We start from the raw sequence: 13,367 nt of genomic DNA on the forward strand, positions 1-13,367 counted from the left end.
CAACGTAAAGAAAAAAATGTCACCACGTTGTCCACTTTTTCGAATGAATTGTCTATATAGAGGGTGAAGGCACCTTTCATCTAGGCAAAAGACGCCGTGCTGTCGTCAAAAAACACTAGCTATCTATTCGGCACTATTTATGTGGAATGGACTAGGTGGTATATCACACTAGTATAACGAACAAATCTAGCGAAGGAGCGACAAGTGTGAGCCGAAGCAATAAGAGCGACAGTGATCTTCTGGCGGGCTTATTGCGTAAGGCCATCACCAAGCGACAAAGCGTTGTTGGAAAAAATCTATTTGTTAAGTGACGACCTTTTAGTAGGCAGAAATGTATTTGTACCGTCTAGGCGCTGAAGCCTAGACGACAAATCACTTTCTACAAACTTACTCATAGTACGAGATTTTATAATTTCCTAGGCAAAGAGAAAGGATGGCGTAACATGGTAGCAGTACAAGAAGTGTTTCAGTTGGCGATTGAAATGGACATGGTGCACATGGCACATCGGATTTTTTGGGCAATTGCCGAGGGGAAAGTGAAAGTGGAGGAAGATTCCGAGCGGCTGGATGTCATCGATTATGACGACGAGGCAATTTCGAAAATGGTTGCACGAAATCAGTTATGTATTGGCAAGATTAAGCTGTACGTTGCCGAAACAACAATGCCGGATCGATTCGCATTTTATTATAGTGAAAATGTTTTAGAGGCGCGTGAACTCCATCAGGACATGTTCCGAGAGATACCAAAACGATTGACGAATGCCTCCCATTTACTGCCGAAGCTTTTTCATTTTGATGAAACAGATGCTGCGACTATATTATACTTCCACCGCAACAAAGTTGTCGCGTATCCGTATTATTTGGGACATGCCAGGGCGGGGGAGCGGGTGTTGACACGGATGTAGGTTTGGCTGGTCGAACTCTTCAATTCCACCTCTCACTCTTCCACGTGAAGACCTGCCGGGAAGTTTCAATTGGATGATGGGCAATACCTTCTTTACACTTTCTTTATACATTTCCGGTCAAACTATTTATACTTGCCACTTATTATATACATAGCAGCAATGAAAGGATGATCGTGTATGTCAGAAACGATTCTTAAAACGACGAATGTATCAAAGGTGTATGGGAAACACAAGGTGCTCGATAAAGTATCAATCGAAATTAAACGAGGAATGATTTATGGTTTGATCGGGGAGAATGGCGCTGGGAAATCGACATTCATGCGCACGATTATGGGGTTGATAACGATTGATGAAGGAAACATCGAGCTGTTTGGAGAAACCGACACGAAGGGGTTGCAGCAGGCGAGGAGAAAAATGGGGCAATCCATTGAAACGCCGGCACTGTATCCAGAATTGACGGCCCGTCAGAATTTGCAAGTCCAAGCGGCAAATGGTGGTGTAAGTGAACGTAAGATTGATGAGTTACTTCATTTAATGAATCTTAGCCATACAGGCAAGAAGAAAGCGAAAAACTTCTCTTTAGGAATGCGTCAACGGTTAGCCATTGCTTCGACACTTATGACAAACCCTGAATTTCTAATCCTGGACGAGCCGACAAATGGTCTTGATCCGTCAGGTATTGTTGAAATGCGTGAAATCATTCAAAGACTCGTGACAGAGCGTGGAATCACCGTCTTACTTTCAAGTCACTTGTTGGATGAGCTTTCACAGATTGCGACCCACTACGGTATTTTGCATGATGGAAAAATAATTAGTGAACTTTCGAAGGAGGAGCTGGCGCGTGAAACTCGTCAATACATTGAATTGGAAACGACCGACGTGCAACAAGCAGTCGTCATACTAGATCAACTGGGAATTAAGGATTATGAAGTGATCAATGGAACCGAAATAAATATTTATGAACAATTGGACGATGTTGCCGCCATTAATCGCGCATTGGTCTTAGCGGAAGTGAACGTTTCAAGAATTGGCACATCAAGACAAAAACTCGAAGATTATTTCTTACAATTAACAGGAGGGATTCCTCATGCTGAATCTGTTAGCAGCTGAAAAAATAAAGTTGTTTCGTAGCAAAAAATTCTGGATTACCTTAAGTATTTTATGCTTACTGCCTATCATGCAAGTCGTGAACAGTCTATTTGCCGTGCGGAATGGCGAAGAGCTCGTCCAAGTGATTGATACTGTCGTCAATGGAGCTACGGGCGTTTTAATGATGGAGAAGAACGGATTAACCATTTTACTTGTCATCGGCGCTTTTAGTAGCTTCTTCATTGGAGAAGAATTCCAGAATGGAACGATTCGAAATACGTTGTCTTTAGGTCGAAGTCGTACGCACTATTATTTCTCTAAATTTGTGATAGCTGCACTGCTTTCCTTCGTCGGTGTCTTAGGGATGACTGCCATCGGAATGACCAGCTTTACAGCGGCGTTCGGCTTTGGCGGCGTCGCAGAAATTAACAATTACTTTAGTTATGCTCTAAAAACGTTCGGTACGCTTTATGTATTAATTTTGGCAAATGTATCTGTCTATGTGATGATTAGCTTTCTGACGAAAAATAGCAGTTTCGCACTCATATGGGGATTTCTGTACACGATCGGAACAGGATTTCTTCCGGGGATCTTCCAACAAACCGCGCATTTTAAACAAGTCACATATTGGTTTACGGAGTCTTTCCTGTTCTATTTAGATTTTGCGAAACCGGCGGATATCGCTTTGTATTCTGAGATGGTTTTAGTCAGCCTTGTTACGATTGTGCTATCATCAGCAGTAGGAATATTTTTATTTACACGATCAGACATAAAGTAGGTCGATAGATATGGCAACGATATTAATAATTGAAGATGATATGGCGATTCATTCACTAATCAAGGAAACATTGACCCTAAACGGATTTGATACATTAAGTGCTTACTCAGGGACGGAAGGGAAAATGTTATTTGAACAAAATCAGCTGGATGTAGTCCTTTTGGATTTGATGCTTCCAGGGATGAATGGAGAAGAATTCCTTCAGGAAATCCGGTTGAATTCAACGGTTCCGGTCATAGTGCTATCAGCAAAAAATGACCAACATTCGAAATTGGAACTTTTGTCGAATGGGGCGGATGATTACATCACAAAACCATTTGATGTAAAGGAGTTGCTTGTGCGGATCAACATCCAATTGCGTCATGCAGCAAAGGATTCATTCAGCGAAATGAAAGAAATCCATTACCAGGATATTCGAGTGAACATAGAGACGCGCGAAGTGAAGGTCAATGATCAAACTCTCCATTTAACTGGGCGTGAATACGCAATCCTCCTTCTGTTCCTGGAGAATCCAAAGAAAGTATTCAGTCGCGCCAATATTTACGAAAGTGTTTGGAATGAACCATACTTTGATGGTGACAAAACGATCAATATGCATATTAGTAATTTACGAAATAAGCTCAATTCAAATGAGACCAATTACATTAAAACAATATGGGGCATAGGCTTCAAATTTGATTAACGGAAGGAGCGTGAATGTTATGTGGGCATCGTTGTTTGCTTTTTTGACAGTTGCGCTTCTTCTTTATATTTATTTCGTAAAGCGAGAACTGCGGAAATTGAAGCAGAAGGTCAAGGAGATTACAACTCGAGCTAGTTTTGGCAGTCGGCTATCTTTTGATTTTCGGGAGAAGGAATTAATGCAATTAGTCGATGAAATGAATGTAATGATCGATGCGTTTGAAGAGAAAAATCGGCAAGCGAAACAGATGGAAGAGAATGTGAAGTTATCAATCGCAGGGCTCTCTCATGATTTGCGGACACCACTCACGTCCATCAACGGCTATGTACAACTCTTACAAGGGACTACAGATGAAACGAAGAGGGCGCACTATGGAAAAATTATCGAACAGTCTGTCAATCGTTTGATGGAAATGACCGACCATTTCTATGACTTGGCACGCATTGAAACGAACCAAAAAGAAATGGCTTTATCTTCAATTTCCCTCTCCACCGTAGTGGAAGAAATCTTCTTATCCTTTTATGAACAATTTGAAGAACAGAAAATTGAACTCCAATTTCCTGAAGAAATGCATGACCGTCACATAATTGCTGACAAGTTCATGCTGATACGGGTGCTCCAAAATATCGCTCAAAATATACTTCGCTATGCCAAAAGTAAAGCGGTCATCAGCTATGGGAATGATGGAGACTATGTGGTGTTTGTCATAAAAAATGATAGTAAATCAGATAGTAAAGTGGCGGTCGAAAAAGTATTCACTCGTTTCTATACGGAAGTCACGAGTAGAACGAATACCGAAGCAAGTGGGTTAGGCCTTTATCTCTCGAAAAAAATAGTTGAAAAAATGAATGGAAACATGGATGCCGAACTGAATGGGAATTGGTTCATACTTACAATCCGACTGCCGATCAACAGAAATCTGGTGTAGCATTCAGAATCTTTTTGGTGCCTGTACAGCGCACTCATACACTACAATTGCATTAAGTAATTGCAGAAGTCAACCATATTAATATTTGGTTGGCTTCTTTGTGTAAGTAAAAGCTTTTAGTGAATTGTCATAAATGTGTGGTGCACAGGAGCCTCGACAGCAAATCACTTTGTACAAACCTACTCATAGTACGTGCTCTTATGATTTCCTAGGCAAAGAGATGATGGCGTGAACATGGAATCTATATAAGAAGTGTTTGAGTCGCAAAAAGTTGTCGCGTATCCGGGCTTGGGTGAGAGTAGCAAGACTACCTATTTCGCTCTTTATCTATCGAGAAAGTGAAACGTTTTGTCATCTGATTCGTAGTAGAGATAACGGGTTTTACTGAAAAGGATCTTCTAGTACGAGGAGGGATTACATGAGACAGCTGTATATCAAGCAAAAGGTATTTAGTCTGAGCGGCAAGTTTTCGGTGAAGGATGCAGAAGAGAACGAAGTGTATTTTGTAGAAGGAAGCTTTATGCAAATACCGAAGACGTTTTCGATTATGGATGTGGCTAGGCAGGAAGTGGCGATGATCACGAAAAAAACATTTAGTTTCCTACCGACTTTTTTTGTCGACGTGCACGGCCAAGAAACGGTAATGATAAAAAAGGAATTTTCTTTTTTAAAAGCACGGTATTCAATAGATGCGGCAGGAATAGAAGTACAAGGGAATTGGTGGGATATGGATTTCGAAGTGTACCGAAATGGGGAACTGATTGGCGCTGTCAGCAAAAAGTGGTTCACATGGGGCGATAGCTACCAGTTGGATATTCTAGATGATGAGATGGAACCACTTCTCGTGGCGCTCGTTGTGGCAATTGACTACGCAAAAGCAGCCCAGTCTGCTGCGGGGGCTGGAGGCGGGGCGTGACACAACTAGTAACGTGTCATTGCGACAAACCCTCTGCGCGTCACGAAGTTTAGTGAAGGGTGCCAGGTTCTAATTCGATTCTGAAATTTTTAGAACCTAGTACTCGAGATTATAGAATGGATTTTTTGATTTTTTTAAACGAAGAGGGGTGTCAATATGGAAGTAGTATATTTTGCAGGTGGATGTTTATGGGGAGTACAAGCATTTATAAAAACATTACCTGGAGTTAAGTTTACAGAGGCAGGAAGAGCTAATGGAACAAGTCATACACTTGAGGGTGATTATGATGGGTACGCCGAATGTGTAAAAACAGGTTTTGATCCGACAGTTGTAACAATCAGGGAACTAATGGAATATTTATTTGAAATCATTGATCCACACAGTTTGAATAAACAAGGACAGGATGTTGGCGAGAAATACAGAACAGGAGTTTATAGTGAAAAGCCGGAACACTTGAAAGAGGCGAAGGCGTTTCTTAGTGAGAGAAATGATTATGACCTTATAGTTGTTGAAGTATTACCTCTCACAAACTATGTGAGAAGTGCAGAAGAGCATCAAGATAGATTAGCTAGATGTCCAAATGATTATTGTCATATTACAGAAGAAATAGTAAGTAGGTATAAGTAAGGGAGAATAGTAAAAGTTGGTTTCTGGGAACTACTGTTTTCAGATATGCTTTACCTAATAATAAGGGGAACAGAACTGTTTAATCATTTTCAACAATCGGGCGCAATTGTAGCATAAGCGATTGCGTCCATATCACACGAACGGGCCAGATTGTTGTACAAAAAAGGGGGGAGTCTCTAATCTTATTAAAAATAAATAAAAATTATATTTGGGTATATTTCTTTATCTTTTTTGTTCTTTGGTGTGCGAGAGAATTATGGTTAGTCCAATACTTAGGCATGATGGATTCCATACCAAGGGCTATAACATCAGCCGTTATCAAAATAGCCATTTGGGTCATTCCTGTTATATTTTTGGTTAAAGTTATGGAGAAAGGTAACCCGTTATCCTATTTAGGATTACGTTATAACCTTAAAAAGGGGTTAAAATGGGCAGGTTGGGTATCTTTAGTTTTCATATCTTATTTTATAATTTTAAATTTAACCGTTTTAAAAAGTAATATTGATTTTCAAATGGGGTTGCATGAGTGGCTTAATACAGTTCTGTTGGTGGGAATTACTGAGGAAATTGTTTTTAGAGGTTTTTTACTAAGAAAACTAATGGATTCTTATAAATTCTGGATAGCAAACACAATTACAGCCTTGCTCTTTGTATCAATTCATTTCCCGATTTGGTTTTATAAAGACCTATTCGAGTTTTCTTATCTTTTAAATGGCATAACAACGAGCTTTGTTTTAGGTATTATATTTGGATTTATATATAAAAAAAGTAACTCTCTTTGGTCAGTAATTATTGTTCACTCTTTATATAATTTGTTAGTATCACTGTTCTACTAACGGGCGCGATTCTGGAACAAGGATTTGCGGCCGTTCAACAATAGGGCCATTTTGTTGCATATTGAATCGGAATGAAGAAGTGATATGAGTAAAATGTTTGTTATCTCAGTCTTAGCTATGCGGGAGGTGGATTTGATGAACAAGGTTTTGGCTTTCTCAATTTCAGGGATGGGGTTAACTGGTGCCGTCCTAATCATCTCGGTTGCTCTGTTATTCAACACTCCAATAGGAAATGTATTGAAGATAGTTACTGTTGGTTCAACAACAGCTTTCGTTATATTTACTATTTCAGCTCTAGTGTTTCGTCGGCGATTAGGTGAAAAAATTGAGTAATATATTTATAAATAACGAATAAAGTTATATGCTGTTAATACAACAAACGGACGCGTTTGTGAAAGATCAAAAGCTTGATTCCTCGCTAAAAGAAGGAGGAATTAGGCTGAGTTTATCCTTCTTTATTTAAAATAGTACCCCATTGGTAAAAGTGCTGGCAAAGTGAATGGGGCCAGATTCTAATTCGATTCTGAATTATTTTAGAACCTGGTACTCGAAATTACGCAAAACTCGAATGTAACGCGTTGATATGTTTTGTGAAATTGGCTACAATTGTAAATGTAAACGCTCCAATTGTACGTAAAGGGAACTTGAATATGCAAATGAAGGTGCAAAGGTTATCGTTTGTGATGTGAATGCGGAAGGTTTAGCTGAAACAGAGAAACTAATTAATGATAATAATGGAACTGTACTTAGTATTGTTGCTGACGTTTCTAAAAAAGAAGATGTTCATATGATGATTAAAAAAGCTCTTGAAGCGTTTGGTACAGTTGATATTTGTGTGAATAATGCAGCTGTTTTGGCAGATTTTAAAGCATCTCTTGATATTACTGAAGAAGAATGGGATAAAATCATGGATGTAAACGTTAAAGGAGTCTATTTACTTACAAATGAGATTTTGCCACATATGCTGAAAAAAGGGAAGGGAACATTTATCAATGTTGCTTCAATTGGAGGAACAATTGCTGGTGTTGGAGACGCAGCATATATTACATCCAAGCACGCCGTTGTTGGATACACGAAACAGCTAACTTTCAATTATGCTAAAGACGGAATTCGCGCTGTTGCACTTTGTCCAGGATTAATCGATACTCCAATGGTCCAATATGCAATTGAACAAGACCGTCCTGAAGTTGTTCGACAAATAAACTCTATTCCATCTGGACATATCGGTCGCTCTGAAGAAGTTGCATATTTTTCGGTATATTTAGCAAGTGAAAAAGCAAAACATATTAACGGTGTTGAAATGAAAATTGATGGTGGACAATCCATTTCATAATTATAAATAAGTGCTAAATTACCAAAGAAGTTGTTTTAGGTCTTAGAAACATTTTGACTTGAATCAAACCGGTGAATTAAATTAATTATATCACATGGTAAATGCGTTCTATCAAAATTTTGGGGTACCTGCGCATCAAGTAAAGTCGAACAATTCACACATCCAGATAATCATACAAAAAACAGTCATTCGCCAATTCGTCTGATTTTTAATTTATTATTATACAATTGTAGTGATTTACCTGATTAGTGCCACACACAGGAACTTGAAATTTATCATGTCATAAAAAAACTTCTAGTGTAGTAGTAACCGTGATGGTTCACAATTCATACTTCACTAGAAGGTGTGTAGGATAGAAGTTCACGTTCATTTTCTACGTATTAAAACTTCTTTTGGAAATAAGGTGTTTTTTTCAACATAATACATACTGGAATCGCGATCAGTAAACCGACAACGTTTTGGATGATGTCCCCTGGAATGGATGCCATTGGTGCGATCCAGTTATTGTACATGATTCCTTGCCCGATGTAGTATACCGCCAACATCACCGGCATTGACACAACTGCTGCGAAAATGTTTAGTCCAACGTTATCGCCTCGTTGTCCCCTCGACCAAGCAATTCTCCCGACGATGAGGCCTTGTAATACACGGGCGATAATTGTAATTGGTGCCCAAATTGCCCAGCCGCCTAAGATATCGAATAAGCCCATCCCAATTGCTCCAGCAAGAGCCCCTTTTTTAGGACCGAATAAAATCGCTGCGATGAAAAGCATAGATGTCCCTAAGTGAATCAGTCCACCTTGCCCGAATGGTAACTTAATATTGATCATTGTCGCAGCGAAAATAAGTGCTGCTAAAATTGCGGTAATAACTAAATCAAAAGTTTTCGTAAGCGTTTTTGAATAGGATTGATTTTGTATATTTTGCATGTTGATCATCCTCACTATGATGAATTCTTTGATAGTTTTAACTTTAGCAAACAACTGACCATTGTAAAAGTGTCAAATTGATAAAAAAAGTAGGGGTCAGATTGTTTTACTTATTAAAAATAATTTTTAATCTCTCTACTAGAAGTTGGTGTATTTTTGCCGTTCCCTACTTATGATACGATGAAGAGAGTACGATTTAGGATTAGGTAGGTGGGAGTATGATGAAAAAGGTTGCTGTAATTCAGGACATGTCATCCTTTGGGAAATGCTCGTTAACAGCTGCGATTCCTGTGCTGTCAGTGATGGGTGTTCAGGCAGTGCCATTGCCAACTGCGATTTTTACGGCGCAAACAGGGTATTCGAGCTTTTATTGTGAGGATTTAACGTCAAAAATGGACTTCTTTGTGGATGAGTGGAGCAAGCTTGGTGCAAATTTTGATGGCATTCACACGGGCTTTGTAACGGGACAAGAGCAAATCGATAACATATTTCAATTTTTAAACGTGTTTCACTCAGATGAAACGGCGCTGCTTGTCGATCCGGTGATGGGCGATATGGGTGAAGTGTATAAAATGTTTACGGGTGATTTACTTGATCGTATGAAGGAACTCGTGAAGAGTGCAGACATTGTTACGCCAAATGTTACAGAGTGTTGCTTGCTTACAGGTTTGTCGTATGAGAAGCTACAGAGCTATCAAGATGATTCAGATTATTTTCAGAAACTAGAAGAGGCGGGCCATCAGCTACAGCAGGCAACTGGTGCGAACGTCATTATTACTGGTTTGAATCCGCCGCCAGCAGTTCCGAACAAGCGCTATGTAGGCAATATGTATGTCGATGCAGATCGTTCATTTACTAGTATCCGTGACTATAATGGCGAGAGCTATTCGGGAACTGGCGATTTGTTTGCATCTGTCATAATGGGTGGGATGATGCGCGGGCAGGATTTGGTAGAGTCGATGAAGCTTGCGGAGACGTTTTTAACCGCTGCGATTGAAGCTACGTCAAAAGAGAAAATTTCGAGCGAGGCAGGCGTGAATTTCGAACAATTTTTGCGAATGCTGCTTTAGTAATCATGCGCTTGATTTTAATGTACGAAGCCTGAAAGCTACAACTACTGGAGATCATTCAGTAATTGTGGCTTTTTTATTATGCACTTTTCTATTCGCCACTACTTATTTGGGGGGAATTAGGCGATATGACTCACCAGTATACCGAACAAGGTAGTGCGGGAGGAAAGTCCTGCTCGTTAAGCTCCGACTATATATCTCCAAAGATTTAAGTAACATAAGGTTGAATTTCATAAAAATATCCATATTCTGATATAAAAAAATAATTGCACAATTAGGAAACCCTGTGCTAAAATAAATTATCAGTCTACTTCGAGGCGAATTAAGTACATGCTGCCTCACTGGGGAGAAGTAACTGTACGTTTTTTTATACGAGATTTTAGAAAACATTACGTTTAAGGGGTAGAAAAATGAAGAATTTATTTGTCAAATGGAATCAAATAAGTCTAGTAAAAAGGATTGTTCTCGGTATTATTGTTGGTCTTATTTTAGCTTTGACGGTTCCTGCTGCGGCAAGTTGGGTAACTATTTTCGGTTCTTTATTCGTAGGTGCATTAAAGGCAGTGGCACCAGTCTTAGTATTATTTTTAGTGATGCACGCAATTGCCGTGCATAAAAGCGGTACGAAAACGAATATGAAAACGATTCTTGTTCTTTATGCGATTGGTACACTCCTAGCAGGGGCTGTCGCTGTCGCTGTGAGCTTTATGTTCCCGGTTACACTCACGTTGACAACAGGAGCAGAAGGCCTTACTCCTCCAGAAGGCATTGTTGAGGTTCTTGAAACATTACTCTTTAATGTAGTTGCGAATCCAGTTAATGCATTACTAAATGCTAACTATTTAGGTATTTTAATGTGGGCAGTTGTTCTTGGACTTGCATTGAAAAATGCCAATAAAAATACGAAAGACGTGTTAGGCAGTTTTTCAGATGCCATTACTAAAGTCGTGCAATGGGTGATCAATTTAGCACCGATTGGTATTATGGGGCTTGTTTTTGATGCGATTGTAACAACTGGTCTTTCTGCACTACTTGTATACGGTAGATTAGTTGTAATTTTAGTTGGATGTATGTTGTTTATCGCACTTGTCGTGAATCCGTTAATCGTATATGTCTATATACGCAGAAATCCTTATCCAATCGTTTTCAAGGTTTTAAAAGACAGCGGTATCACGGCATTCTTTACACGCAGTTCAGCTGCAAATATTCCGGTAAATATGAAATTATGTAAAGAACTTGGCTTAGATGAGGATACGTATGCAGTGTCAATTCCTCTAGGTGCTACGATTAATATGGCTGGTGCAGCCGTTACAATTGCTGTCCTAACTCTTGCAACTGTCCATACGCTTGGAATTGAAGTTGATTTTGTAACTGCCCTAATGCTTTCTGTTGTAGCGGCTATCTCGGCAGCAGGTGCATCAGGTGTTGCTGGCGGATCACTTTTATTGATTCCACTAGCATGTAGTCTATTCGGAGTACCAAATGATATTGCCATGCAAGTTGTTGGTGTAGGCTTCATCATCGGTGTTGTTCAAGATTCTTGTGAAACTGCACTGAATTCATCGTCAGACGTACTGTTCACAGCTGCAGCTGAATATGCTAAAGAGCGTAAAGAAGGTAAGGTAGGTAAAGTTGTTACTGTGAAGTCTTAAGAATTACGAAAAAATGAAAAGCCACGATTACCGGAGATGATTCGGTGATCGTGGCTTTTTGATTGAGCAGAAAACACTTTTTAACTCATTCGAGTTATGTTGTTTGGAGCGACGAGGAGGATGAAGCCAAGCCCGCGGAAAGCGTCCGCCTGGAGCGGAACACAACGTTATTCGGATTTTAATGCTTGTTTCCCTGTTGTGAAATTAACTCATTCGGTTCAATTTGAAACGACAATGAGCAGCCTAAAGGGAAAAACAGCTATAATGAGTATAGAGCTAGTTGAATTGCGATTTAAGGAGTGTTCGATACATGCAAAGTTTCGTTGTGATGCAGGGCCAAACGTATCAAGAAGAAAAAGAATTAGGGGTCATTTGGTCACTGCAACAAGACAGTAGTGGGAAAGAACGTCATTCACGGCTACGAATGATCGAGGTAAATGAAGGGGATCGCATATTTCATTACGTAAAAGGAAATATTGTGGCGCTTAGTGTTGCCAAAACGGGATGCCAGATAGCGAGTAATCCGTCAACTATGCAAAATCAAGAACGCTGGAATGATGATGGGTATTTAGTGGAATTAGAGTATCATGAACTTGAAGTGCCTGTAAATATACGTTCGAAATTCGATGCTATTTTGCCGCTTCTGCCAATTAAGTATTCACCTTTCCAAGCAGATGCAAATGGTAATCAAGGATATTTGTATCCTTGCAATGAGGAATTATCAATAAAATTGTTAGAGTTAATTGGTGACCTGAACATTTACCAAGTAGATGAAGAGCAGCTGGAATTAGCGATTGGTACGGTTCTTCGAACAGAGCGTGACACGTTCGTTCCAATGATTGCAGAAACGGAAGCAGAATTGAAAACAAAGATTCGATTAGGAAGGAAAAAATTTAGAGCAGGTTTACTACCGTTGTGGGATTACAAATGTGTACTTTGTGGGATTGGGTTACCCGCACTACTTCGAGCAAGCTATTCAAAGCCGTGGAAAGACAGTACGGATTTTGAAAGGGTGGATCCTTCTAACGGGATAGTTCTTTGTTGTAATCATGATGCGCTCTATAAGAACGGATTTATCGCGTTCGATGGACAAGGTAGACTGCATATTTCATCCCAGATTCCCGAAGAGGATTATGGAACATACAGTATACATCCAAAAATGAAAATCGCTCGAACTGAGGAAAACAAGCCTTATTTCAAGTGGCATAAAAGAAATTTGTTTATAGAATAAAGGATACAGAAATCGTATAAAGTGTAAGAAGTGATTTATTCCTTTTTATTCTATTTAAATGATTAGGAAGTCCGTCCTTCGATGTGTGTCAGAAGATCGTGAAAGTATAGGTAACATGCATTCGAATTCCACGAACTGCAGTATACATAAGTATTTGGTGGTCACGGCATATAGTTAACCAATAAGAATACCCTTGCCAATAGGGCAAGGGTATTCTTATTGGTGCGCCCAGAATGCGCGTAGTCTATAATTTTGTTTTCATGAAAAATCTAGATAGGAGCTTTGTAAGTGGAAATCAAAATCAGAAAACTAGAGACTGCAACCGTTCAAAAAATTAATAAATTAGCTATAGAAAACGGGCTTTCCAGACAAGAATAGTTAACTTTTTAAT

13 protein-coding genes and 1 pseudogene are annotated in these 13,367 nt (G+C 39.4%); 13 read left to right on the top strand and 1 reads right to left on the bottom strand.

Annotation, left to right across the window (positions count from 1 at the left end):
* Window positions 1-443 precede the first annotated feature (443 nt).
* The 10 genes and pseudogenes from HDC33_RS14375 to HDC33_RS14420 form a co-directional block, all read left to right on the top strand.
* Window positions 444-905 carry an immunoglobulin domain-containing protein gene (locus HDC33_RS14375; RefSeq protein ID WP_179393250.1) on the top strand — a complete coding sequence of 154 codons (462 nt, stop codon included), beginning with the start codon at window positions 444-446 and terminating at the stop codon, window positions 903-905.
* A gap of 177 nt (window positions 906-1,082) precedes the next feature.
* Window positions 1,083-2,015, top strand: coding sequence for an ATP-binding cassette domain-containing protein (locus HDC33_RS14380; protein ID WP_179393251.1), 933 nt, complete (start codon window positions 1,083-1,085; stop codon window positions 2,013-2,015).
* On the top strand, window positions 1,993-2,772 hold the full coding sequence (locus HDC33_RS14385; protein ID WP_179393252.1) for an ABC transporter permease: 780 nt from the start codon (window positions 1,993-1,995) through the stop codon (window positions 2,770-2,772). The genes HDC33_RS14380 and HDC33_RS14385 overlap by 23 nt, the downstream gene beginning before the upstream one ends.
* Before the next feature lie 10 nt (window positions 2,773-2,782).
* Window positions 2,783-3,454 carry a response regulator transcription factor gene (locus tag HDC33_RS14390; RefSeq protein WP_179393253.1) on the top strand — a complete coding sequence of 224 codons (672 nt, stop codon included), beginning with the start codon at window positions 2,783-2,785 and terminating at the stop codon, window positions 3,452-3,454.
* A 19-nt stretch (window positions 3,455-3,473) separates the two neighbouring features.
* Window positions 3,474-4,382 (top strand): sensor histidine kinase, encoded by a 909-nt coding sequence (locus HDC33_RS14395; RefSeq protein ID WP_179393254.1) that lies wholly within the window; start codon window positions 3,474-3,476, stop codon window positions 4,380-4,382.
* A 418-nt stretch (window positions 4,383-4,800) separates the two neighbouring features.
* Window positions 4,801-5,298: an LURP-one-related/scramblase family protein gene (locus tag HDC33_RS14400; protein WP_179393255.1), complete on the top strand. Its 498-nt coding sequence runs from the start codon at window positions 4,801-4,803 to the stop codon at window positions 5,296-5,298.
* A 156-nt stretch (window positions 5,299-5,454) separates the two neighbouring features.
* Entirely contained in the window at window positions 5,455-5,925 is a 471-nt protein-coding gene (locus tag HDC33_RS14405; RefSeq protein ID WP_179393256.1) for a peptide-methionine (S)-S-oxide reductase, read from the top strand.
* A 365-nt stretch (window positions 5,926-6,290) separates the two neighbouring features.
* Window positions 6,291-6,761, top strand: a complete 471-nt coding sequence (locus tag HDC33_RS14410) for a CPBP family intramembrane glutamic endopeptidase (RefSeq protein WP_179393257.1) — start codon at window positions 6,291-6,293, stop codon at window positions 6,759-6,761.
* Between the two features lie 135 nt (window positions 6,762-6,896).
* The gene (locus tag HDC33_RS14415; RefSeq protein WP_179393258.1) at window positions 6,897-7,094 is read left to right on the top strand and encodes a hypothetical protein; all 198 of its coding nucleotides are present in this window, start codon (window positions 6,897-6,899) and stop codon (window positions 7,092-7,094) included.
* 325 nt (window positions 7,095-7,419) lie between these two features.
* A pseudogene (locus HDC33_RS14420) lies at window positions 7,420-8,094 on the top strand (SDR family NAD(P)-dependent oxidoreductase); the annotation flags it as partial.
* 380 nt (window positions 8,095-8,474) lie between these two features.
* Here HDC33_RS14420 and HDC33_RS14425 read toward each other — a convergent pair.
* A complete protein-coding gene (locus HDC33_RS14425) occupies window positions 8,475-9,023 on the bottom strand; it encodes an ECF transporter S component (RefSeq protein ID WP_179393260.1) in 549 nt (182 codons plus the stop codon).
* 221 nt (window positions 9,024-9,244) lie between these two features.
* Here HDC33_RS14425 and HDC33_RS14430 point away from each other — a divergent pair, with 221 nt between their 5' ends.
* From HDC33_RS14430 to HDC33_RS14440, 3 genes are all read left to right on the top strand, one after another.
* The gene (locus tag HDC33_RS14430; protein ID WP_179393261.1) at window positions 9,245-10,093 is read left to right on the top strand and encodes a pyridoxamine kinase; all 849 of its coding nucleotides are present in this window, start codon (window positions 9,245-9,247) and stop codon (window positions 10,091-10,093) included.
* A gap of 410 nt (window positions 10,094-10,503) precedes the next feature.
* On the top strand, window positions 10,504-11,745 hold the full coding sequence (sstT, locus tag HDC33_RS14435) for a serine/threonine transporter SstT (protein ID WP_179393262.1): 1,242 nt from the start codon (window positions 10,504-10,506) through the stop codon (window positions 11,743-11,745).
* Window positions 11,746-12,055: 310 nt separating this feature from the next.
* A complete protein-coding gene (locus tag HDC33_RS14440; RefSeq protein ID WP_179393263.1) occupies window positions 12,056-12,976 on the top strand; it encodes an HNH endonuclease in 921 nt (306 codons plus the stop codon).
* Window positions 12,977-13,367 lie beyond the last annotated feature (391 nt).

The organism is Sporosarcina sp. JAI121 (assembly GCF_013408665.1).
Classification (GTDB): domain Bacteria; phylum Bacillota; class Bacilli; order Bacillales_A; family Planococcaceae; genus Sporosarcina.